Below are 20,787 nucleotides of genomic sequence, written 5' to 3' on the forward strand. Positions count from 1 at the left end.
GCCACAGTCCAGTGTCCCCGATGAACCGGGGATTCTGACAGATCGTTTCTGCCCGCACCTGGACGGGTTCTTGGGCCCTGCGACCACTTGTGACGTTCCGTTAGCGTCCCGGGGTGTCGGCCGTTCGGGTCTGCCTGTGATGGGCAGGTGGTCCCTCACCCTTCTGGTGCAGATAAACAGGTCATAAGGTGACAAACTCACAGAGGCTGGGTGCGGTGTCCCGCGAACCGCCCTCGGAGGTCCTTCCGTGCCGCGTCTCCTGCTGCGCAGTTCCGCCGCCGTGTTCACCACGATGTCGGCGCTCGTCGCCACGACGATCCTGACCGGGCCGTCGTCCGCCGAGCCGTTCTCCACGGCCCCCTGCGCCCTGCATCGCACCGACGCGCACCACTCCGAGGGCGTCGACACCTGGAACCCCGACTACACGCGTCCCACCCACCCGCTTTCGGCCGTGATGGTGTTCCTCTCCTTTCCGGACGCGGTCCCGCAGACCACGCCCGCGGAGCTGGTCGCCGACCACTTCCCGGCCACCAGCCGGTACTACGAGCAGGCCTCGTACGGGAAGTTCACCATCCACCCGCACCCGCTCACCCGCTGGCTGCGGATGCCCCGGCCCTCGGCCGCCTACGGCATGCGACGCGACTGGAGCATCCCGCTGCGGGCCGCCTACCTGCGGGACGCGTTCGCGGCGGCCGATCCCGAGGTCGACTTCTCGCGCTACGACATCGTGTACCTCGTGGCCGACCCGGACGCGCCCGGCGTCGACTCCGACGCCACGAAGGTGGTCAACCTCGACACCCCGGTGCTCGTGGACGGCACCGACGTGCGCAGGGTCGTCACGGTCTTCGAGAAGCATCCTCCGGACCGGCTGGTTCTCGCCCATGAGACCGGACACGTCTTCGACCTCCCCGACCTCTACCACCGCCCGGTGGACGGCAAGGGCGACTGGGACACGTACGTCGGCGACTGGGACCTGATGGGCAGCCAGTTCGGGCTCTCCCCGGACCTCTTCGCCTGGCACAAGTGGAAGCTCGGATGGCTGGATCCGCGCCAGGTGGTGTGCGTCCGGGGGACCGCGCCGACCAGGCTGACCCTGGAGCCGCTCTCCGCCGGGCCGGGCGGGCCCCCGCGGGGCGCCGCGGGCGCACCGGCCTTCGGGCTCGGCGACGGCACCAAGCTGGCGGTGGTGCGCACCGGGCCCGACACGGCGCTGGCCTTCGAGGCGCGGGACGCGTCCGGCAACGACAGCGCGGCCTGCCGGCAGGGCGTCCTCGTCTACCGGGTCCGCGACGAGACGGCCTCCGGCAACGGGCCGGTCCAGGTGATCGACGCCCATCCGCGCACCGAGGCCTGCTGGGAGAACTCGGTCTACCCGCCACTGGCCGACGCCCCGGTCGCCCTCGGTGAGAGCTTCACCGTCCCCGGTGACGGCGTGCAGGTGGCGGTGGAGGGGCGGACGGCGTCCGGCGCCTGGAACGTGAAGATCACACCGGCGAAGCCGGACTGAACCGCGCCGAAGAAAAGCCGAAGGCCAAGCTCACAGGAGCTTGGCCTTCGCCTACTTCGCGTGCGCCGCCAGGGACTCGAACCCCGGACCCGCTGATTAAGAGTCAGCTGCTCTAACCAACTGAGCTAGCGGCGCCTGCTGACGTCGTAGACCTTAGCATCCTGATCGGCGGGAGGAAAAATCGATATGCGGACGGTCGAGCGGGCAGCGCGGACGGCCGCCCAGAGCAGGATCTCCGGGCCGGGAAGCCACGGGTGCCGGGTGTCCGGGGCGACCAGCCAGCGGGTGCCGGCCGGGGCGGGAGCGGGGGTGCCGCGCGGTGCCGGAGCCGGTACGGTCACCGCGTCGCCGGTGCCGTGGCACAGCAGCGGCGGCACGGTGCCGCCGCGGCCGCCCCACTCCTCCCAGCCCAGCAGGGACGGCAGCCGGGCGGCGGTGCCGGGGGCGGCGAACAGAAGCATCCGGCCCCGGAAGACCGCGACCGGCCCGGAGCCCGGCCCCTCGTCCCACAGCCGGTCCAGCATGCGGCGGCCGAAGGTCGCCGGGGCGTTCACCACGTCGAACACGGTCCCGCAGGGCAGGACGACCGGGGCGTCCGGCCGCTCCTCCCAGAACGCGAGCGTGCTCCGCGGATACGTTCCTGCGGAGGCCAGCCAGGCGGCTCCGTCCGGGGTGACCCCGGCCGCGTCGCCGAGCTCGGCGAGGTCGGCCGGGAAGGTCTCGTACGGTGTGCGGCTCATGGGGAATTGATACCCCTCGTGAACACCCGCTCGCCGTCAGTTGCGGGAAACCCGGACAGGAACGAACGGAGAGGCGTATCTTGCCCACCCGGCATATGCCATCAGCCGGGGCCGGCTAGATCTGCTCGGGCCCCTTGCCCTCCTTGCCCCTCAGCAGATCCCGGCCGAACTCGACCATCTTCTTCGCGTAGTCCTCGGTCCACTCGGCCCGCTCGGCGATGTCGGCCGGGGTCAGCCGGTCGAAGCGGCGCGGGTCGGCGAGCTGGGCGGCGGCCATGGCCTGGAACTCCACCGCCCGGTCGGTGGCCACCCGGAACGCCTGGGCCAGCTCCGTCGCACGGCTCAGCAGCGCCCCGGGGTCGTCGACCGACTCCAGGCCGAAGAAGTGCTCGGGGTCGGCGACCGCTTCCACGGGCTCGAAGAGCAGGGGCGCGGGGCGTAGCCGCGGTTCGTTCCGACGCGGCGTGGGCTCCGCCATGTCTGGTCCTCCTCGTACGGTGTCGATGACTACGGTCCGATGACCACCGTCCATTGTCCCGCGCCCGCGCAAGGGGCCCCTGAGGCCGGTGGCTGACTCTCCGCTCGGCAGCTCATGACTGCCCCGTCCGGGGCTGTATTCGTTGGCCGCCTCCGGCGTCTGGCGGGGTCGGTGGCGGTGTCTTGTCATGGCCGCCACGTCACCCGGTGCTCGCCCAGGTGCGCCAGTACCGCGTGGTTCGCCTCCCAGCCGTCCGGGAATTTGACGAGGGTTCCCAGCTGGACCGGTTCCGCGGACGGGTAGTCGTCCAGGAGGTCGGTCACGCCGGCGCGGCAGATCATGATGCAGGCGTGGCGGTGGCGGGAGGCGAGGACGCAGAGGCGGCCCGTCTCCAGGTGGAAGGCGGTGGCGTCGGGGCGGCCGGAGAGCGGGTGGAGGACCACCGTCACGTCGTACTCGCGGCCCTGGAGACGGTTCGCCGTGTCGACGGTGACGTCGGCCGCGCCCAGCTCCGCCAGGGCCGCGCGGACGGCCGCCGCCTGGTCCCGGTGGGCGGTGCCGACGGCGATCCGGTCGGCCGTGAGGGGGGCGGCGGCGGGGGAGCGTTCCGAGAGAGCCGCGCCGCCACGGTCGAGCAGCCGCCGTACCACCGTGGCCACCGCGCGGACCGCCTCCGGGTCGGTGCGCGGGGTGTGCCGGGCGGGCAGCTCCAGCAGACCCCAGCCCGACTCCGCCGCCTCGTCGATCACCCGGTCGGGTGCGGAGCCGTCGGAGGGGACGGCGAAGGTCAGGCGGCGGTCGTCGTGGCCTGTGCCGCTGCGGAAGGGGGTGTACGGGTAGAACGCGCCGGAGACGAGGGGCGCGGCCGACGCCGGCAGGCGCCAGGAGACCGGGAGGCGGTGCTGGGGCAGGTCCGGGTTGTGGGCGAGGAGGGTGGAGACGGCGGACGCCGACGGGTCGTACGACAGGCCCGCCCACTGCTCGCTGCCCACGATCGCGAACGGGTCCAGCTGGCCGGGGTCGCCCACGAACAGCGCCCGTTCGAACAGGCCGGCCACGGCGAGCAGTGAGTCCGAGCGCATCTGGTACGCCTCGTCGACGATCGCGTGCCGCCAGGGCTCGTCCACCTTCACGTGCGCCCACTTCGCGGCGGTGGAGAGGACGACCTGCGACTCCCCGAGGTCGGCCGCCTTCGCCGACTTGCGGACGCTCGGCAGGTCGTCCAGCGCCTTGTCGTACGGGTCCGCGTCACTGCTGTGCAGGCGGCCGACGGGGAGGTCCGGGTTCTTCTCCGCGAGCCGCAGGACCAGGTCGTCGACCTGGGCGTTCGTCTGCGCGACCACCATCAGCGGGCGGCCTGCGTCGGCGAGTTCGAGCGCCGCCCGCACCACCAGCGTGGACTTGCCGGCGCCCGGCGGGGAGTCCACGACCACACCCCGCTCGGTGCCGTGCAGGGTGTCGTGCAGGATCGCGGCGGTCGCCTGCGCGGCGGCCGTACCGGGATCGAAGTCCGTGGTGGTCACAGGATGTCCTCCGGCGTCGCGGCGTCGGCCGCCTCGGGTGCCGCCTCGCCCGGCGGGCCGCCGTGCGTCCACGGGGTGTCCTCCGGGTCGGGCAGCTTGGCGCCGCCGCGCTGCTCGTGTTCGAACAGGGTGAAGACGAGCCGGTCGCCCTTCTCGGGGACCGAACCCGGTTCGGGTTCCTTGCCGCGGCCCATCTTGTCCAGGACGCGCAGCACCAGGACCCCCTCCGCCTCGTGGCCGACGAACTCCACCGACTGCGGCTTGCCGCCCAGCGAGCGGTACGCCTTGGCACGCTCACCCAGCGGCGGCCGGTCCTCCGTGCGCACGGTCAGCAGCGGGCGCGGGCTGGGCCGCTTGCCCTCGCTGTACGCCATGACGACGTCGAGGACCTCGCCCGCGAACGCTTCCCCGGACAGCCGCCGCCCCGCCATCACCAGCGGGTCGTCGAGGGCTTCCTGGGCGTCGAGACGGGCCTGTTCGCGCTCGCGCGTGGCCAGCTTGTTGGCGGCGGTCACCGCGTCGTCGCGGCGCGGCTGCGGCGACTCACCGGCCAGCACCCGGTCGCGGTGACCGGTGAACGACCAGCGGTCGCGCGTCCACCGCTCCTCGACCCGGGCGCCCTCCGGCAGTCCGCGCAGCAGGTCCAGGCCCTGCCAGACCGCGTCCCAGGTGGGCCGGGTACGGCTCTCCACCAGGGCGCGGATCTCCCGCTCGGCGGCGGTGAGGATCATCAGCCGGTCGTCGGCCTGGAGACCGTCCTCGGCGGCGGCGAGAGCGGTGCGGGCCCGGTCGTAGCGGTCGAAGGCGGGGGCCAGCAGCCGGTTGTCGAAGGCCGGGTCGGTGGCGGGCCCGGCCGGCGGGCACAGCAACTGCCCGTCGCCGTCCCGCGCCAGCTCGGCCACCCGCGCGGCCTGCGCGCCCGTGCTGCCCTCAGGAGGGGCGATCCAGGCGAGCAGCGCGCCCAGGTGCTGGTCCTCGACACTGGACTGGCCGGTCGCCCAGTGCCGGGACAGCAGGTCCGTCATGGCGAGGAGCAGGGAGGAGCCGGGGACCCGGGCACGCTCGCCGAAGTGGGTGAGCCAGCGGCCGAGCAACGGCACCCGGGGCGGCGCCGGGTAGGGCGCCTCAGGGTCCTGCTCCGCCGTACGCCGGAACCGCATCGACCGGCCCAGCAGCCGTACGTACTCGACGCCCGCGCGGCCCGGGACGATCAACTGGGGTGCGTCCGCGCACAGTTCGACCTCGACCTTGACCCGCTTGCCGGTCTCCGGGTCGGTCTCGGTGCGCTCGGCCGCCTCGACGCTGTCGGCGTAGGAGTCCAGGTACGGCAGGACGACGTCGGCGAGCTCGGCGAGGAAGGCGAACCGCAGGTCGCGGTCGCGCGGCTGGGGTACGACCAGCAGGCGCGGGGCGTCCCGGTCGGTGCCGACGAGGGCGCCGAGCGGGGCACCGGCCTCACCGGCGGTGGTGAGCGGCACGAAGACCAGCGGGCGGTCGGAGAGGTGCCGGTGGCAAACGGTCGCTGCGGGCTGCGCGGTGCCCGAGCTGACGGCTTCGAGGCGGGCGAGGGTGGTGATCAGGGACACGCGGCCTCCCGGACACCGCTCAGCGCCTCGGCACGCAGGGCCGCCGCCCGGCGCAGGGCCGCCACCGCCGGGTCGGCCGGGTCGCCGCTCTCGCCGCGCGCGGCCGACAGCACCTCCTCGACGGTGCTCAGCCCGCCCAGCTCGGCCCGCGCCGCCCGGCCCAGCGCGGTCACCTCGTCGGCCGCCCGGGCCCGCTGCCGGCAGTGGAAGGCCAGCTCGCAGGCGGACAGGCACTCGGGCGCGTACGTCGCGGGAACGGCGTCCACGGCCGCCGTGAGCTGCTCCCTGGGCAGGTCCGGGGCGAAACAGGTGCCCTCGGGCAGGGTGTCGGCGATGTCCTGGACGCGGGTGAGCCGGGCCAGCTGGCGGGCGGTGACCGCGCGCTGCTTGCGGACGTCCACCGCGGCGGCGGTCGGCAGGTTGGCGAAGTCCTTGGGGCAGACGAGCAGCACGTCGTGACGGACCCGCGGGGCGGGGGTGAGCCGGGCCGCGACCTCCTCCAGAGCCAGCACGTACACCGCGGCCTGCCGGGCGGCCGCGCCCACCTTCGCCGGGTCGGCGGAGCCGTCCAGCATCGGGAAGGACTTGATCTCCACGACCGTCCAGCTGCCGTCCGGGTGCACCACGACCGCGTCCGGCTCCAGGAACGCGGGCGAGCCGGCCACTTCGAGGGCCAGCATCGGATGGTCGAACAGCGCCCAGCCGCCCGCCTCGACGGCCTCGCGCAGGGCCAGCGCCGTACGGGCCGTACGCCCCTCGGGTCCGATCGCGGACAGGTCGGGTACGGCGGCCCGTTCGGCCGGCTCGGCGCCCGGGTCGAGGTGGGTGCGGACCAGCCGCAGCAGCTCGGCGCCGCCGTCCGCCTTCACCCTCGCCTCGAAGGCGTTGCCCCGGGTCAGCGCGAACTGCGACTGGCCGAAGGCCGACGGCGAGCCGAGGGCGCTCGCCAGCGCCGTCTTGTCCACCCCGGCGCCGTCCAGGATCGCCCGCCGTCTGCACCCCGGGTTCGCGGCGAGCGCCGCGAGGGCACGCGCGTCGAGGGCCTTGGCCGGGACGGCGGGGCCGCGCAGCTCAGCGAGCCGGTGCCGGAGTGCTGTCCCCCGCGTCTGTGGGGGAAGCGTCCGGTTCGGCTGCGGGGGCGAGCCGGGACTCGCGCTGCGATGGAATTCGCTCACCCGCCGAAGTCTGGCATCCGGCACTGACAATCGGGGAGCCTGCGCCGTCCGAGCGGGCTGCGACGAGGGAGGCGCCCGGGGTGATCCGCACCCGGACGAGATGCGCGACCCGCATCACGTACGGCGCCAGCAGGTGACCCACGCCCATCACGAACACGCCCGCGACCGCGTCCAGGAAGTAGTGGTTGGCGGTGCCCATCACCACGATCGCGGTCAGCAGCGGGTAGGCCACGCCGAGCACCTTGGTGACGCGGTTGCCGCCGTGGCGCCACAGCATCACCCCGCACCACAGCGCCCAGCCGCAGTGCAGGCTCGGCATCGCCGCGTACTGGTTGGTCATGCCGCCGAGGCCGCGCGGCGCACTGGCGTCGCCGCCCCACCAGCCGTACGAGCTGTACTGGGCCATCGTGTCGACGAACCCGTACTTCACGTCCAGCAGCCGGGGCGGGCAGGTGGGCAGCAGGGTGAAGCCGATCAGTCCTATGAACGTGGACGTCATCAGCCAGGTGCGGGCCCGCCGGTAGACCTCGGCACGCTTGCGGAACAGGAAGACCAGGATCAACGGAGTGACCAGGTAGTGCAGCGAGGCGTACCAGAAGTCCGCCGGTATGCCGAGCCACGCCTCACGCGTGAACAGGCGGTTGAGCGGGTGCTCGGCGTTGAGGTGCAGGGCCTTCTCGATGCGCAGGATCGCCAGGCCGTGGTCGACGGCGGTGCCCGTGTCCCCGCGCGCGAGCAGGCGGCCGGCGCTGTAGCAGCCGTACACCAGCAGGATCAGCGGCAGCTCGGTCCACCAGCGCAGCCGGGTTCGCGCAGCCACCTCGGTGCCCGGTTTCTCGGTCTGCGGCATCCGACTGCCTCCCCCTTCACGTCCCTGTCCGCGCGGCTCCCGGCGGGCCGACCGTGACACTTTACGTTGCGCGTATTCCCGCCCATGCGGGGCGCTCAGCACTCAAAGACGCGGAGAGCGCGCGCCGGGTTGCCCGGTCCTCGGCCCGTTCCCGGCGTGTTCCCAGCCTGGGCGATGATGGAGGTGTCCCGCTCCTGAATTTCTCCCGGAAGGTTCTCCCCCCATGGCACCGCGCATCCTGCTGGCCCGGCACGGACAGACGGAGTGGTCGCTGTCCGGCAAGCACACCGGCAGGACCGACGTACCGCTCCTGGAGGAGGGCCGGCGGGGGGCCAAGCTGCTCGGCGAGCGCCTGCACCGGCCGCCGTTCGACGGCCTCGCCGACGCCGAGATCCGCACCAGCCCGCTGGCACGCGCGCGTGAGACCTGCGAACTCGCCGGCTTCGGCGACCGCGCCGCCCGCTGGGACACGCTGATGGAGTGGGACTACGGGGCGTACGAGGGCCTGACCCCGGCGGAGATCCAGGCGTCCCGGCCGGGCTGGCTGATCTGGCGGGACGGGGTCCCCGGCGGCGAGTCCCTCGCGGAGGTCACCGCGCGGGCCGACGAGGCGGTGGCCTGGGCGCACTCGGCCGACCGCGACGTGCTGATCTTCGCCCACGGGCACATCCTGCGGTCGATCGGTGCGCGGTGGCTGGGGCTGCCGCTGGACTTCGCGGCCCGGATCCGGCTGAACCCCACGTCGCTGTCGGTGCTGGGGTGGGCCTACGGGGAGCCCGCGATCGAGAGCTGGAACGATCTGGGGCACTTGGCGGGGTGAGGGCCGCTGGGGGTACCCCCAGCCGAAGGCTGGGGGAGGAACTGCGCGAGCAACCCTCACCGACCCGCAGCCGTACGACTACAGGTCCACCCCTGTCGGCCCTACACAACCCTCGGCGTGGACGCGTGACGGTCCAGGAACTCCTGGACCCCGCTCGCCCGGCGGTGCGGCAGCAGCACCCGCGCCGTGCCCGCCAGCATCCCCTGGATCCGGGACGACTGGACCTGGTCCAGCAGGTCCAGCACCCGCATGCCCGCCGTCGCCGCCTCGTCGGGACGCCCGCCGCGCGCGAGGTCGTCGGCGAGTTCCGCCGTGTACAGCGCGATGTTCCGGGTGAAGTGCGGGTCCTGCAGATCGGCCGCCCGGTGCGCGTGGCGTGCGGCGCGCCGCCAGTCGCCCAGCATGGACCAGCACTGCGCCTCCAGGCCTTCCAGCTCGGCCTCTCCGTAGAAGCTCATCCACTCGGGGTCGGCGTCCGAGCTGCCCCGTTCGAAGAGGGCCTGTGCGCGGGCCAGCGCCTGTTCGGTGCCGGTGCGGTCGGCGAGCCCCGCCCAGCCGCCAGCCTCGCGCAGCGCGAGCAGGGACATGAGGCGGGCCGAGCCGAGCGGCCGGCCGACCCGCTGCGCGGCCTGGGCCGCCCGCACCGCCTCCCGGGGCCGTCCGGCGTCCCGCGCCAGGAACGCGGTGTTGCAGAAGGCGTGCGCCTCCAGCCCGGCGTCCCCGGTCATCCGTGCCGTCGCCAGCGCCTCCGCGTAGTGCGAGCGGGCGTCGTCGAAGCGGCCGGAGTCGTGGGCCAGCCAGCCCACCGAGATGGCCAGTTCACCGGCGCCCGAGTGCAACCGCTCGGCGGTCGTCTGCCGGGTCGCGCCCGCGTCGAGGAGCGCGTACGCCGCGCGCAGCGGAGCCGCCGCGCGCCGGTACAGTCCGTCCGCGCCGTGCCGGTCGTCCAGCAACCGGATCCGGCGTACGGCCTCCTCCAGGGCGGCCGCGTGCGAGGACCCGGCACGGCGCACCGGCCGGTCCGCCGCCACGGCGTCGATGGTGAACCCCAGCGGGCCCAGGGTGGCGGCGGCCACGGTGGCGCCTCCGCCGGTCATGAATAGGCGACGCAGCACGTCGCTCTCCTCGTAGTTGTCGTGCGTCTCGTACGGGTCCTGCGGGTTCCGCGTCTCGTGCCGGTCATGCCGGTCGTGCGGGTGGTACTCGTCCTGCGGGTGGTACTGGTCCTGCGGGTCATACGGCTCGCCGGCCCCTGGGTTCTCACCCCGGGTGAGAACCGGGGGCCCGTCGCCCGGCGGCCGGGCCGCGCGGCCTCGGACGGACGAGCGGGGCGCGAACCCGAGGTCGGCGAGCGTGCGGCCGGGGAACATATGCAGGAACACCCGTTCGTAGGCGTAGTTCGGGCAGCGGATCTCACCCGCCTCGACCCGGCCGATGTAGCGCGCGTCACAGCTCACCCGCTCGCCGATCTCGCGGGCGGCGCGCCGAACGAGCGCGGCGAACTCGGCCGGTGAGTGCCGGCCGCGTACCTGCCGGAAGGCGAGGTTCGGCCGTACCGGCCGATCGGGCTGCGACGAGGTCGTGGTTGACGACGCCATGGCCGGGTCCTCTCGTGCGAACCGTCGAACCATGCCGGACTCGTAGTGAGTTGTCCGAGTGGACCCTTGATTCCGGCGGGCAAGAACGTACCTGCTGTGTCGGACCCGTGACGCTGGGTTTGGCTACAAACCGGATATCTCATGCACGATCTGCCATGAACTGCCATCCTTTGCGGCTGACTTCCGCCGTAGCCGTTGACGCGGTGGCGCGTTGGACGTCATGGACTGCAAGAGGGCTGCGCGGTGGAGGCCGGGATGGAGACCAGCCAGGGCAACGATCCTTGTGACGATGCGGGATGCGACCTCGTGACGGTGCCGGCCCGGCAGGGCCTGGAGGCGGTCGACATCCTGCGCCGGGGGGCAGGGGAGGCGGTGGGTCCCGTGCTCCACGACGACGGGGGCGGCACCCTCGGCTTCGTGGTGCCGGCCGGTACGGCGGCGGGCTGGGACGTACCCGGCAGCACCTGTACCGAGACCGAGGGGCGCGGGCTGCGGCTCAGTCCGGAGCCGCCGGTCGAGGGCTCCGACTGGCTGCTGCCGCCCGGGGAGGCCGAGCTGGCGACCGATCCGGCGGTGCTGCGGCGGGCGCTGGGGGAGGCGGCCCGGATGATCGAGGCGGCGGACAGCTGCCGCTGAATTTCCCGGACGGCCGCCGCCTGGGAAGATGGCGGAATGGGCAAGTCCAGGAACTCACGTCGGCGGCCGGCCGCCCCCGAGGCCGTGGTCGAGGCCGTCGACGGCGGCCTCGCCCAGCTCATCCCGGACCCCGACCGCGGCCGGGCCTGGACGCTGCTCATCGACGGTGCCCCGCAGTCGCACGTCGACCTCGACGACCCCGCGTACCTCTCCTTCGAGTACCAGCGCCGGCTCGGCCATGTCATCGACCTGGTCGCACCGCCGGGCAGGCCCGTGCAGGTCGTGCACCTCGGCGGCGGCGCGCTCACGCTGGCGCGGTACGTCGCGGCGACCCGGCCCCGGTCCACCCAGCAGGTCGTGGAGCGGGACGCGGCCCTCGTGCAGCTGGTGCGGCGCGAGCTGCCGCTGGACGCGAACGCGCGGATACGGGTGCGGTCCGTGGACGCCCGGGACGGCCTGGGCAAGGTTCCGGAGGCGTGGGCGGACCTGGTCATAGCGGATGTGTTCAGTGGGGCGCGCACTCCGGCGCACCTGACGTCCACGGAGTTCCTGGACGCCGTGCGGAGGGTGCTGCGGCCGGGGGGAATGTACGCCGCGAACCTCGCGGACGGGCCGCCGTTGGCCCACCTGAGGGGTCAGATCGCCACCGTGGGGGCGCGGTTCGCGGAGGTCGCGGTGGTCGCCGACCCCGCGGTGTGGCGGGGGAAGCGGTTCGGCAACGCGGTGCTGGTGGCGGCCGACGTACAGCTCCCTGTCGCGGAACTGACCCGGCGTTGCGCATCCGATCCGCACCCTGGGCGGGTCGAACACGGGCGTTCCTTGAGGGACTTCACGGGCGGCGCGGTCGCCGTGACGGACGCGGTGGCCGTGGCCTCGCCCTCCCCGCCGCCTTCGGTGTTTCGTTGAACCTGCGGGCCGCTGGGGGTTGCTCGCGCAGTTCCCCGCGCCCCTGAAGGGCGCTGCAGTCGCGTCAGTTGCATAGCCGCGGGCAGTCGTGCCGCTGGGGCGGCACGGGTGGGCGCGGGCGGCGCCCGGCAAGCGCCGGGGAGCGTCCCCCCCCGGCACCGGCCGACGGTCAGTACGTCTCCACCTGCACCTGCGGCGCGCTGTCGTGCCACGTGCAGAACACCGACACGCGGTCCGTGCTCCTGCTGAACTCGATGCGGATCCACGTCTCCGTCTTCCAGACCTGCATCGACCAGCCCGTACCCGGCGTCGCCGACACCAGGGTCGCGCTGGTCTCGCCGAGGTCGAAGACCGCCCGGCCGCCATCGGTGTCGTAGGCCTTGACCTGGCCGGAGGCGGAAGCCGAACCGGCGGTGGCGGTCGGGCTCGGGGTGGTGGCCGCAGTCCGGGACGGCGCCGGTGCGGGAGTCGCCGACGGGCGCGGGGAAGCGGTGCGCGACGGGCTCGGGGCGCGGGACGCGGACGGCGCGGGCGACTTGGCGCCCTGGGGCGTCGGGTCGTCGTCCGCCGCCGTGACGGGAAGCGCGCGGGGCGGGTCGTAGGCCGTGGCCGCCACCACCGTGTGGACGCCCCACCACGACAGCGTGACCGCCGCCCCCGTGGCGAGCAGCCAGGCCATGACGTGTACGAGTCCTCTGCGCATCGCGAGCCATACTGCCTCAGGGGTACCGCCCTGCGCACTCGACCCGAGTTATCCACAGGCTCCGACCGGTGCCTGCCGCATGGCGTACGGTGCGGCGCATGGCAAGTGTGCTCGTGGTCGAGGACGACCAGTTCGTCCGCTCGGCGCTCATCCGGCATCTCACCGACGCCTCGCACACCGTGCGCAGCGTGGGCACGGCACTGGAGGCGCTGCGCGAGGTCGCCCATTTCCGTTTCGACGTCGTCGTGCTGGACCTCGGACTGCCGGACCTGGACGGCTCCGAGGCGCTGAAGATGCTGCGCGGCATCACCGACGTGCCCGTCATCATCGCCACCGCCCGGGACGACGAGACGGAGATCGTCCGGCTGCTCAACGCGGGTGCGGACGACTACCTGACCAAGCCGTTCTCCGTCGAGCACCTGTCGGCGCGGATGGCCGCCGTGCTGCGCCGGGCGCGGTCGGGCGGCGGCGAGCCGGCGCCGTCGAGCGTGCTGCGGGTCGGCGGGCTGGCCGTCGATCCACTGCGCAGGCACGCCGAGTTGGACGGGGTGCGGCTCGACCTCACCCGGCGGGAGTTCGACCTGCTGGCCTTCCTCGCCGGGCGGCCGGGGGTCGTGGTGCCGCGCAAGGAGCTGCTGGCGGAGGTGTGGCAGCAGTCCTACGGGGACGACCAGACCATCGACGTCCATCTGTCGTGGCTGCGGCGGAAGCTGGGCGAGACGGCGGCCCGGCCGCGGTATCTGCACACGCTGCGGGGCGTCGGCGTGAAGCTGGAGCCGCCGGGCGGGGAAGCGAGGCCGGTCGGATGAGATGGGCTCTGGTCAAGGTCTGTCTGGCGGTCACCGCGATGGTCGTGGTCGCCTTCGCCGTCCCGCTCGGCCTGGTCGTCAAGGAGCTGGCCCGTGACCGGGCGTTCTCCAACGCCGAGCGGGAGGCCGCCGCGGTCGCCCCGGCCCTGTCCATCACCACCGACCGGGACAAGCTGGAGCGGGTGGTGGCCTCCGCCGGCGCCGACCGGGGCATGGCCGTGCACATACCGGCGGCCGGCGGCCAGGCCGGCGTCGACATCGGGCGGCAGCGTGCCGCCGACCGGGACATCACGGCCGTACGGAAGCTGGGGCGGGCCTCCACCACCGGGGTGGCCGGCGGGTCGACCCTGCTGCAGCCCGTCGCGCTGAGCTCCGGCGCCATCGCGGTCGTCGAGGTGTACGTGCCCGAGTCCGAGGTGACCAACGGGGTCGGCACGGCCTGGGCGGTGCTCGCCGCCGTCGGCCTGGCCCTGATCGTCGGCTCGGTCGCGGTCGCCGACCGGCTGGGCGTACGGATGGTGCAGCCCGCCCAGCGGCTGGTCGAGGGCGCGCACGAACTGGGGGAGGGCAAGCTGGGGGCGCGGGTGCCCGAGGAGGGGCCGATCGAACTGCGGCTGGCGGCGGTCGCGTTCAACTCGATGGCCGACCAGGTCGTGCAACTGCTGGCGAACGAGCGGGAGCTGGCCGCCGATCTGTCGCACCGGCTGCGCACTCCGCTCACCGTGCTCCGGCTGAACGCGGCCTCGCTCGGGGACGGGACCGCCGCCGAGCAGACCCGGGCCGCGGTCGCGCAGTTGGAGCGCGAGGTCGACACCATCATCAGGACCGCGCGCGAGGCCAAGCCGCAGACGGCGGCCGTCGGGCCGGGTGCCGGGTGCGACGCGGCCGAGGTGGTGCGGGAGCGGATGGGGTTCTGGTCGGCGCTCGCGGAGGACGAGGGGCGCAAGTGGCGGGTGGCCGGCGTGGACCGGCCGGTGCGCATACCCGTGGCCCGCGCCGACCTGGCCGCCGCGCTCGACGCGCTGCTCGGCAACGTCTTCCGGCACACCGCGGAGGGCACCGCCTTCGCGGTCGACGTGCACAACGCGGAGGACGCGGTGATCGTGCTGGTCTCGGACGCGGGACACGGCATCCCCGACCCGGAGGCGGCGATGGCCCGCGGGCGGGGTTCGGGGGCGGCCGGGTCGACCGGGCTCGGATTGGACATCGTGCGCCGGCTCGCCGAGTCGACCGGCGGTGACGTGCGGATCGGGTCGTCGGTGCTGGGCGGGACGGAGGTGCGGATCTGGATCCAGCTGGACGGCCGGAAGCCGGAGCGCACGGGGCACCGGGGGACGGTGCGCAGGCGCCGTGCGCGCAGGCCGCCGGGGGACCCGGGCAGGCGGGGAACAGGGGGCGCCACCGGCAGAATTGGTCTCGACCTTTAATCGGTCCCGATGCCTTCCTTAAGCGCACCCTAAGATCCTCAACAGCCGTCCCTATCAGGCCGTTTGTCCGATTCCCGGCCGCTAGCGTGCTGCCGCACCCCACCCCCTTTGGCAGGCGAAGGCAGGCACGGCATGAGCACGCACCGGCGCAGAATCAGTGGCAGGAACAAGGCGATAGGCGGTCTGGTCGCCGCGGCCGTGGTCGGCGGCGGGGCGATCCTGTTCACCGGGATCGCGCAGGCGGCCGGCGTCGGCGCCGCCTACACGAAGACCAGCGACTGGTCGACCGGGTACACCGCGCAGTACGTCGTCACGAACAACAGCGGGGCCAGGGAGCAGGACTGGACGCTGGAGTTCGACCTGCCGGCCGGCGCGAAGCTGAGTTCGCTGTGGAACGCCGAGTACACCGTCAGCGGCCAGCACGTCACCGTGAAGCCGCCGAAGTGGGACACGGACGGCCTCGCGGCCGGCGAGTCGGACACCGTCGGCTTCGTGGTCAACGGCAGCGGGGACCCGACCGGCTGCCGTATCGACAACGCGAGCTGTTCGGCGGACGGCACGGCGACCCCGGAGCCGAGCGGCCGCCCGACACAGTCCGCCACCCCGACCGCGACGGCGACCCCGACCCGGACCGCGACCCCCACGGCCACGGCGTCCACGCCCGCCACCCCCACCGCGACGCCCACCCCGACCCAGACCACCGGCACCGGATCCGGCACCACCGGCTCCGCCGGCTTCGCCCCCTACGTCGACACCTCGCTCTACCCGGCGTTCGACCTCCTCGCGGCCGCGAACGCCACCGGTGTGAAGAACTACAACCTCGCCTTCGTCACCGACGGCGGCGGCTGCACGCCCAAGTGGGGCGGCGTGACGGACCTGGCGAGCGACGGCGTGGCCTCCCAGATCGGCGCCCTGCGCGCCAAGGGCGGGGACGTCCGGGTCTCCTTCGGCGGCGCGTCCGGCTCCGAACTCGCCACCACCTGCTCCTCGGCGGACGCGCTCGCGGCGGCGTACGGCAAGGTCGTGGACGCGTACAGCCTGACCAAGGTCGACTTCGACGTGGAGGGCGGCGCGCTGCCCAACACCACGGCGAACACCAACCGCGCCAAGGCCATCGCCAAGCTCCAGGCCGCCCACCCGAACCTGGACGTCTCCTTCACCCTCCCGGTGATGCCCGAGGGCCTCACCCAGGACGGCGTGAACCTCCTGTCCAACGCCAAGGCCAACGGCGTGAAGATCAGCGCCGTCAACATCATGGCGATGGACTACGGCGCCTCGTACAACGGCGACATGGGCACCTACGCCACCCAGGCCGCCACCGCCACCCAGGCCCAGATCAAGAGCGTCCTCGGCCTCTCCGACGCCGCTGCCTGGAAGGCGGTCGCCGTCACCCCGATGATCGGCGTCAACGACGTCTCCTCCGAGGTCTTCAAGGTGGACGACGCCACCCAGCTCGTCGACTTCGCCAAGTCCAAGGGGATCGGCTGGCTCTCCATGTGGTCGGCCACCCGCGACCAGCAGTGCGCCGGCGGCGCCAAGTCCACCGCCGACGCCACCTGCAGCTCCGTCACCCAGGACAAGTACGCCTTCTCGAAGGCCTTCGCGTCGATCGGCTGACCTGCCCCGCGAGCGGGCACCGGCTCAGAAGCCGCCGGGCCCGCCCGGTCCGCCGAACCCCCCGAAGCCGCCCGGCCCGCCCATCGGCGGGCCGTGGTGGTGGAAGCCGTCAAAAAGGGCGTCCGCCAGGAGCATGCCGCCGACGCCCGCGGCGCCCGCGACCAGGGCCGTCTTCCACCAGGGGGTGCTGTACCAGCCGCCAGGTACGGTGCGGCCGCCGACCAGGCCGCCCGGGTAGTAGTACGGGGTGCCCGCGCCCGGGCGGTCCGAGGACGTGTACGTCTGCCCGTTGACCGTCACCTGCCGGCCGGCCGCCGCCGTGCCCGTCGGCGGCAGGGCCGGGCCGGGGTCGAGACCGAGGGCGGTACGGGCCGCGCGCACGTAGTGCAGGCCCTCGACGGCGGTCTGGGTGACCAGGGCGTACTGCGCCGGGGTGTACGCCGTCGCCAGCTGCGCCTGCGCCGCGCGGTGGCGTTCGGTCGCGTCCGCCAGGGCCTGGCGGGCCGCCCGGTCGTCGCCCGCGGCCAGCGTCGCGATGCCGCCGCCGAGCCGGTCCACCCAGCGGGTGGCCTCCGCCCCCGCGTCGGCGGTGAGGTCCTGCTGGGCCGCCTGCCCGGCGCCGGCCGCGGCCTGCTGCCGGTTCCGGCCGACGAAGGCCACCACTGACCCCATGACCAGCGCAAGCAGCACCAGCACGATGAATCCCATGACGTCCTCCGGTGTCCACGAGGATCACTCGATCACCTCGTACGACCCATGAGACGCCCACGAGTTGAGAGACCGCTGATCGAAGCCTGAGCGATCCCTATGAGAGGGGCGCGGCCCCCCTCCGCGCCCCGCTCGACAGCTCCCCGCGCGGCAGCGCCCCGTAAGGGGCGCTGGGGGTACCCCCGGCCGAAGGCTGGGGGAGGAACTGCGCGACCAGCACGACGGCTCCGCGGACGAACGACGGCATACCGCGGTTGGTCGTCAAGCAGTCGGCGGCAACATCCCCGTACGGGCCGCCTCCCCGTACCAGTGCGCGCTCGACTTCGGCGTCCTGGCGAGCGTCGCGTAGTCGACGTACACCGCGCCGAACCGCTTCTCGTACCCGTACGCCCACTCGAAGTTGTCCATCAGGGACCACAGGTAGTAGCCGCGCACGTCCGCGCCGTCGGTGATCGCGCGCCGCACCGCCGAGAGGTGGCCGTGCAGGTAGGCGATGCGCTCCGGGTCGTGGACCCGGCCGTCCGGGTCGGGCTTGTCGTCGTAGGCCGCGCCGTTCTCGGTGATGTAGAGGGGCAGGCCCGGCGCCTCGCGGGTGTAGCGCATGATCAGCTCGTGCAGGCCCGTCGGGTCGATCGTCCAGCCCATCTCGGTGCGCTCGCCCGGCGTCTGGTGGAAGGCGACGTCGCCGGCGCCCGGCCAGGGGGAGTGGGGGCCGGCGCCGTGGCCGTCCGCGCGTGGGCCGTCGGCCGTGCCGGACGCGGCCGACACCAGGGTGGGGGTGTAGTAGTTCAGGCCGAGGGCGTCCAGCGGCTGGTGGATGGCGGCGAGGTCGCCGTCGCGGACGTGCGACCAGTCCGTCACCGACTCCGTCGCCGCGAACAGGGTCCGCGGGTAGCTGCCGTGCAGGATCGGGCCGTGGAAGACGCCGTTGGCCAGGTCGTCGATGGTGCGGACCGCCACCAGGTCCGCCGGGTCCTGCGAAAGCGGGCGTACCACGGAGGAGTTGAGGCTGATCGCCACCTGGTTGCGGGCCGGCGTCACCGAGCGCAGCGCCGAAGTGCCGAGGCCGTGCGCGAGGTTGAGATGGTGGGCGGCGCGCAGGGTGGCCGCCGGGTCGGTACGGCCGGGTGCGTGCACGCCGGAGCCGTAGCCCAAAAAGGCGCTGCACCAGGGCTCGTTGAGGGTGATCCACTGCTCCACCCGGTCGCCGAGCGCCTCGCCGACGATCTCCGCGTACTCGGCGAACCGGTACGCCGTGTCCCGCTCCGGCCAGCCGCCCGCGTCCTCCAGCTCCTGCGGCAGGTCCCAGTGGTAGAGGGTGATCGCGGGTCTGATGCCCTGGGACAGCAGTTCGTCCACCAGGCGGCGGTAGAAGTCGAGACCGACCTGGACGGCCGGACCGCGGCCGGTCGGCTGGACCCGCGGCCAGGAGACCGAGAACCGGTAGGCGTTCAGGCCGAGGTCCGCCATCAGCGCCACGTCGTCGCGGTAGCGGTGGTAGTGGTCGACAGCGATGTCACCGGTATCGCCGCCGGCCGTCCTGCCCGGCGTGTGGCTGAAGGTGTCCCAGATCGAGGGGGTGCGGCCGCCCTCCCGCACCGCCCCTTCGATCTGGTACGCGGAGGTCGCCGCGCCCCAGAGGAAGGCGGCAGGAAATCTCTCGGTCAGCGGATCGGGCATGGAAGCGCTCCCATGGTCGGCTGGCGCCATTATGCATGGGAGCGCTCCCATGGCCAAGAGGGGGTGCCGCCCCCACGGCCGGGCCACGGTGCGGGAGGCGTGGTCCGCCGGAAGTGGCTCCAGATCGCGCATCGTTCACCTCTCGGCGCCCGTTGCGCGTGCGGTGCGTTCTGGTCCCGGAAACCCCTTTCGCTCCGCGGCGTGCGGCGCAGCTCCCGGACCGTCGACCGGCTCCGCCGCTGTGACCTGCGTGATTCCTGGAAGAGGCGGGCTGATGTCCGATCGGTGAAACCCCCCGGTGCGACACGTTCCCGTGACGTGCGGAACACGCTTAGGCAACAACGCCGTCTTCAAGTCTTGACAGTCGGCCCGGCAGGAACCAGTCTTCCGGCATGCCGCGTGGGAGCGGTTCCACGGGTAGCCGGGGAGTCCCTCCCGTGTGGAGCGAACCACCCCATGGCCTTTCCCTCTGTTGTCACCGCACCTCGTTGACCAGCACCTCTTCACCGCACGTCGCGTGCGGTGGGCCGGCCGCTGCTCGCACCGAGAGGGCAGGTCCGGATCGCCGGTCCCCGGCGGTCTGTTTCCTGAGATCCCGTTCCCCACTGGAACAAGGAGTAGTGGAATGCGCATCACCCGTACCGGTCGCCGCGGCCGCAGAGCGGCGGCCCTGACCACGACGGTCCTGACCGCCTCGGCGCTGCTGCTGACCGGCTGCAGCAGCGACGGCGGCTCGGACGCCTCGGACTCCAACGGGAACATCACTCTCACGGTCGCGGACTTCGGGCAGTTCGGCTACAAGGAGGCCGACCTGTTCGCGAAGTACCACAAGCTGCACCCGAAGATCACGGTGAAGGAGGAGACCACCGCCAACGAGCAGGACTACTACCCCAAGCTCCTTCAGCAGCTGAACACGGGCAGTGGCCTGGCGGACGTCACCGGCATCGAGGTGGGCCGCATCAAGGAGGTCGTCGACACCCAGGCGGCCAAGTTCACCGACCTGAGCAAGACGATCAACGTGGGCGACTGGGTCTCCTGGAAGGAGAAGCAGGCCACCGCCTCGGACGGCACCGTCATCGGCGCCGGCACGGACATCGGCCCGATGTCCCTGTGCTACCGCAAGGACCTCTTCGAGAAGGCGGGTCTGCCCTCCGACCGCGACGCGGTCGCCAAGGCCGTCGCCGGCGGCTGGGAGGACTACCTCAAGCTCGGCGAGCAGTACAAGAAGAAGGCCCCGTCGGGCACCTACTTCATGGACTCCGCGAGCGCCATGTACAACGCGGTCGTCAGCTCCTCCGCGCAGCAGTACTACGACGCCTCCGGCAAGCCGATCTACAAGGACAGCCCCTCCGTGCAGCAGGGCTGGAACCTGGCCGCCGAGGCCGCCTCCAAGAAGCTGACCCACGGTCTGGCGCAGTTCACCGACGCCTGGACGGCGGCGCTGCGCAAGGGCAGCGTGGCGACCGTGGCCTGCCCCGCCTGGATGGCCGGCCAGATCTCCACCAACTCCGGTGACGCCTTCAAGGGCAAGTGGGACATAGCCAAGGCCCCCGGCTCGACCGCGGCCAACTGGGGCGGCTCCTTCCTCGCCGTGCCCAAGAGCGGCAAGCACGCCAAGGAGGCCGCCGAGCTCGTCAAGTGGCTGACCGCCCCCGAGCAGCAGGCCGAGGTGTTCAAGGCGATCGGCGTCTTCCCGTCGAACAAGGGCGCCTACGACCTGCCCGGCGTGAAGAACGCGACGCTCCCGTACTTCAACAACGCACCGATCGGCCAGATCTACGCCGACGAGGCCAAGACCATCCCCGAGGCGGTGCTCGGCCCGAAGGACGCGACGATCAAGGACACCATCTCCACGCAGATCAACAACATGGAGCAGCGGGGCACCAAGCCCGCCGACGCGTGGAAGGCCGCGACCGACGCGATCGACAAGGTGATCGGCTGACGACCCGCGGTGGGGGGGGGGGGGGGGGGGGGGGGGGGGGGGGGGGGGTGGGGGGGGGGGGGGGGCGGGGGCGGGGGGGGGG

General features: G+C 73.0%; 18 protein-coding genes and 1 tRNA gene. 8 read left to right on the forward strand and 11 right to left on the reverse strand.

What is annotated here, in order from left to right; genetic code table 11:
- Positions 1-292 precede the first annotated feature (292 nt).
- On the forward strand, positions 293-1,507 hold the full coding sequence (locus ACZ63F_RS23080) for a M6 family metalloprotease domain-containing protein (RefSeq protein WP_469713575.1): 1,215 nt from the start codon (positions 293-295) through the stop codon (positions 1,505-1,507).
- Between the two features lie 61 nt (positions 1,508-1,568).
- Here the strand turns inward: ACZ63F_RS23080 and ACZ63F_RS23085 are convergent.
- From ACZ63F_RS23085 to ACZ63F_RS23115, 7 genes are all read right to left on the reverse strand, one after another.
- Positions 1,569-1,642, reverse strand: a tRNA-Lys gene (locus ACZ63F_RS23085).
- Positions 1,633-2,247 carry a bifunctional DNA primase/polymerase gene (locus tag ACZ63F_RS23090; protein WP_469713334.1) on the reverse strand — a complete coding sequence of 205 codons (615 nt, stop codon included), beginning with the start codon at positions 2,245-2,247 and terminating at the stop codon, positions 1,633-1,635. The genes ACZ63F_RS23085 and ACZ63F_RS23090 overlap by 10 nt, the downstream gene beginning before the upstream one ends.
- 115 nt (positions 2,248-2,362) lie before the next feature.
- A complete protein-coding gene (locus ACZ63F_RS23095) occupies positions 2,363-2,725 on the reverse strand; it encodes a hypothetical protein (protein ID WP_469713335.1) in 363 nt (120 codons plus the stop codon).
- Positions 2,726-2,910: 185 nt separating this feature from the next.
- Positions 2,911-4,248: an AAA domain-containing protein gene (locus tag ACZ63F_RS23100; protein WP_469713337.1), complete on the reverse strand. Its 1,338-nt coding sequence runs from the start codon at positions 4,246-4,248 to the stop codon at positions 2,911-2,913.
- Positions 4,245-5,834, reverse strand: a complete 1,590-nt coding sequence (locus ACZ63F_RS23105; protein WP_469713339.1) for a hypothetical protein — start codon at positions 5,832-5,834, stop codon at positions 4,245-4,247. Before ACZ63F_RS23105 ends, ACZ63F_RS23100 begins: the two co-directional genes overlap by 4 nt.
- Entirely contained in the window at positions 5,825-7,009 is a 1,185-nt protein-coding gene (locus ACZ63F_RS23110) for a hypothetical protein (RefSeq protein ID WP_469713341.1), read from the reverse strand. Before ACZ63F_RS23110 ends, ACZ63F_RS23105 begins: the two co-directional genes overlap by 10 nt.
- On the reverse strand, positions 6,906-7,859 hold the full coding sequence (locus ACZ63F_RS23115) for a phosphatase PAP2 family protein (RefSeq protein WP_469713343.1): 954 nt from the start codon (positions 7,857-7,859) through the stop codon (positions 6,906-6,908). The genes ACZ63F_RS23110 and ACZ63F_RS23115 overlap by 104 nt, the downstream gene beginning before the upstream one ends.
- A 223-nt stretch (positions 7,860-8,082) precedes the next feature.
- On the opposite strand from ACZ63F_RS23115, the gene ACZ63F_RS23120 reads away from it, so the two are divergent.
- The gene (locus tag ACZ63F_RS23120) at positions 8,083-8,679 is read left to right on the forward strand and encodes a histidine phosphatase family protein (RefSeq protein WP_469713344.1); all 597 of its coding nucleotides are present in this window, start codon (positions 8,083-8,085) and stop codon (positions 8,677-8,679) included.
- A gap of 101 nt (positions 8,680-8,780) precedes the next feature.
- Here ACZ63F_RS23120 and ACZ63F_RS23125 read toward each other — a convergent pair whose 3' ends face one another.
- Complete coding sequence (locus tag ACZ63F_RS23125; protein WP_469713346.1) at positions 8,781-10,277, reverse strand: hypothetical protein; 1,497 nt, start codon at positions 10,275-10,277, stop codon at positions 8,781-8,783.
- Between the two features lie 255 nt (positions 10,278-10,532).
- On the opposite strand from ACZ63F_RS23125, the gene ACZ63F_RS23130 reads away from it, so the two are divergent.
- Positions 10,533-10,913 carry a hypothetical protein gene (locus ACZ63F_RS23130; RefSeq protein ID WP_351712689.1) on the forward strand — a complete coding sequence of 127 codons (381 nt, stop codon included), beginning with the start codon at positions 10,533-10,535 and terminating at the stop codon, positions 10,911-10,913.
- Between the two features lie 36 nt (positions 10,914-10,949).
- Entirely contained in the window at positions 10,950-11,819 is an 870-nt protein-coding gene (locus ACZ63F_RS23135; RefSeq protein ID WP_469713347.1) for a spermidine synthase, read from the forward strand.
- 169 nt (positions 11,820-11,988) lie between these two features.
- Here ACZ63F_RS23135 and ACZ63F_RS23140 read toward each other — a convergent pair whose 3' ends face one another.
- A complete protein-coding gene (locus ACZ63F_RS23140) occupies positions 11,989-12,522 on the reverse strand; it encodes a hypothetical protein (protein WP_469713348.1) in 534 nt (177 codons plus the stop codon).
- Positions 12,523-12,620: 98 nt separating this feature from the next.
- Between ACZ63F_RS23140 and ACZ63F_RS23145 the strand changes: the two genes are divergently transcribed.
- The 3 genes from ACZ63F_RS23145 (at position 12,621) to ACZ63F_RS23155 (ending at position 16,375) form a co-directional block, all read left to right on the forward strand.
- Positions 12,621-13,331 carry a response regulator transcription factor gene (locus ACZ63F_RS23145; protein WP_351958100.1) on the forward strand — a complete coding sequence of 237 codons (711 nt, stop codon included), beginning with the start codon at positions 12,621-12,623 and terminating at the stop codon, positions 13,329-13,331.
- The gene (locus ACZ63F_RS23150) at positions 13,328-14,758 is read left to right on the forward strand and encodes a sensor histidine kinase (protein WP_469713350.1); all 1,431 of its coding nucleotides are present in this window, start codon (positions 13,328-13,330) and stop codon (positions 14,756-14,758) included. The genes ACZ63F_RS23145 and ACZ63F_RS23150 overlap by 4 nt, the downstream gene beginning before the upstream one ends.
- 132 nt (positions 14,759-14,890) lie before the next feature.
- Positions 14,891-16,375, forward strand: a complete 1,485-nt coding sequence (locus ACZ63F_RS23155; protein ID WP_469713351.1) for a glycoside hydrolase family 18 protein — start codon at positions 14,891-14,893, stop codon at positions 16,373-16,375.
- A gap of 24 nt (positions 16,376-16,399) precedes the next feature.
- Here ACZ63F_RS23155 and ACZ63F_RS23160 read toward each other — a convergent pair whose 3' ends face one another.
- Together ACZ63F_RS23160 and ACZ63F_RS23165 are read right to left on the reverse strand one after the other, a co-directional pair.
- On the reverse strand, positions 16,400-17,083 hold the full coding sequence (locus tag ACZ63F_RS23160; protein WP_469713352.1) for a hypothetical protein: 684 nt from the start codon (positions 17,081-17,083) through the stop codon (positions 16,400-16,402).
- Positions 17,084-17,344: 261 nt separating this feature from the next.
- On the reverse strand, positions 17,345-18,763 hold the full coding sequence (locus ACZ63F_RS23165; RefSeq protein ID WP_469713354.1) for a GH1 family beta-glucosidase: 1,419 nt from the start codon (positions 18,761-18,763) through the stop codon (positions 17,345-17,347).
- A 625-nt stretch (positions 18,764-19,388) separates the two neighbouring features.
- Between ACZ63F_RS23165 and ACZ63F_RS23170 the strand changes: the two genes are divergently transcribed.
- Complete coding sequence (locus tag ACZ63F_RS23170) at positions 19,389-20,705, forward strand: ABC transporter substrate-binding protein (RefSeq protein ID WP_469713355.1); 1,317 nt, start codon at positions 19,389-19,391, stop codon at positions 20,703-20,705.
- Positions 20,706-20,787 lie beyond the last annotated feature (82 nt).

This window comes from Streptomyces sp. NPDC104761 (assembly GCF_055583445.1).

Excerpts from the sequence above, each read along its gene's own strand:
- ACZ63F_RS23080 (WP_469713575.1), top strand. The coding sequence starts at position 293 with ATGTCGGCGCTCGTCGCCACGACGATCCTGACCGGGCCGTCGTCCGCC.
- ACZ63F_RS23090 (WP_469713334.1), bottom strand. The coding sequence starts at position 2,247 with ATGAGCCGCACACCGTACGAGACCTTCCCGGCCGACCTCGCCGAGCTC.
- ACZ63F_RS23095 (WP_469713335.1), bottom strand. The coding sequence starts at position 2,725 with ATGGCGGAGCCCACGCCGCGTCGGAACGAACCGCGGCTACGCCCCGCG.
- ACZ63F_RS23115 (WP_469713343.1), bottom strand. The coding sequence starts at position 7,859 with ATGCCGCAGACCGAGAAACCGGGCACCGAGGTGGCTGCGCGAACCCGG.
- ACZ63F_RS23120 (WP_469713344.1), top strand. The coding sequence starts at position 8,083 with ATGGCACCGCGCATCCTGCTGGCCCGGCACGGACAGACGGAGTGGTCG.
- ACZ63F_RS23125 (WP_469713346.1), bottom strand. The coding sequence starts at position 10,277 with ATGGCGTCGTCAACCACGACCTCGTCGCAGCCCGATCGGCCGGTACGG.
- ACZ63F_RS23130 (WP_351712689.1), top strand. The coding sequence starts at position 10,533 with ATGGAGACCAGCCAGGGCAACGATCCTTGTGACGATGCGGGATGCGAC.
- ACZ63F_RS23135 (WP_469713347.1), top strand. The coding sequence starts at position 10,950 with ATGGGCAAGTCCAGGAACTCACGTCGGCGGCCGGCCGCCCCCGAGGCC.
- ACZ63F_RS23140 (WP_469713348.1), bottom strand. The coding sequence starts at position 12,522 with ATGCGCAGAGGACTCGTACACGTCATGGCCTGGCTGCTCGCCACGGGG.
- ACZ63F_RS23145 (WP_351958100.1), top strand. The coding sequence starts at position 12,621 with ATGGCAAGTGTGCTCGTGGTCGAGGACGACCAGTTCGTCCGCTCGGCG.
- ACZ63F_RS23150 (WP_469713350.1), top strand. The coding sequence starts at position 13,328 with ATGAGATGGGCTCTGGTCAAGGTCTGTCTGGCGGTCACCGCGATGGTC.
- ACZ63F_RS23155 (WP_469713351.1), top strand. The coding sequence starts at position 14,891 with ATGAGCACGCACCGGCGCAGAATCAGTGGCAGGAACAAGGCGATAGGC.
- ACZ63F_RS23160 (WP_469713352.1), bottom strand. The coding sequence starts at position 17,083 with ATGGGATTCATCGTGCTGGTGCTGCTTGCGCTGGTCATGGGGTCAGTG.
- ACZ63F_RS23165 (WP_469713354.1), bottom strand. The coding sequence starts at position 18,763 with ATGCCCGATCCGCTGACCGAGAGATTTCCTGCCGCCTTCCTCTGGGGC.
- ACZ63F_RS23170 (WP_469713355.1), top strand. The coding sequence starts at position 19,389 with ATGCGCATCACCCGTACCGGTCGCCGCGGCCGCAGAGCGGCGGCCCTG.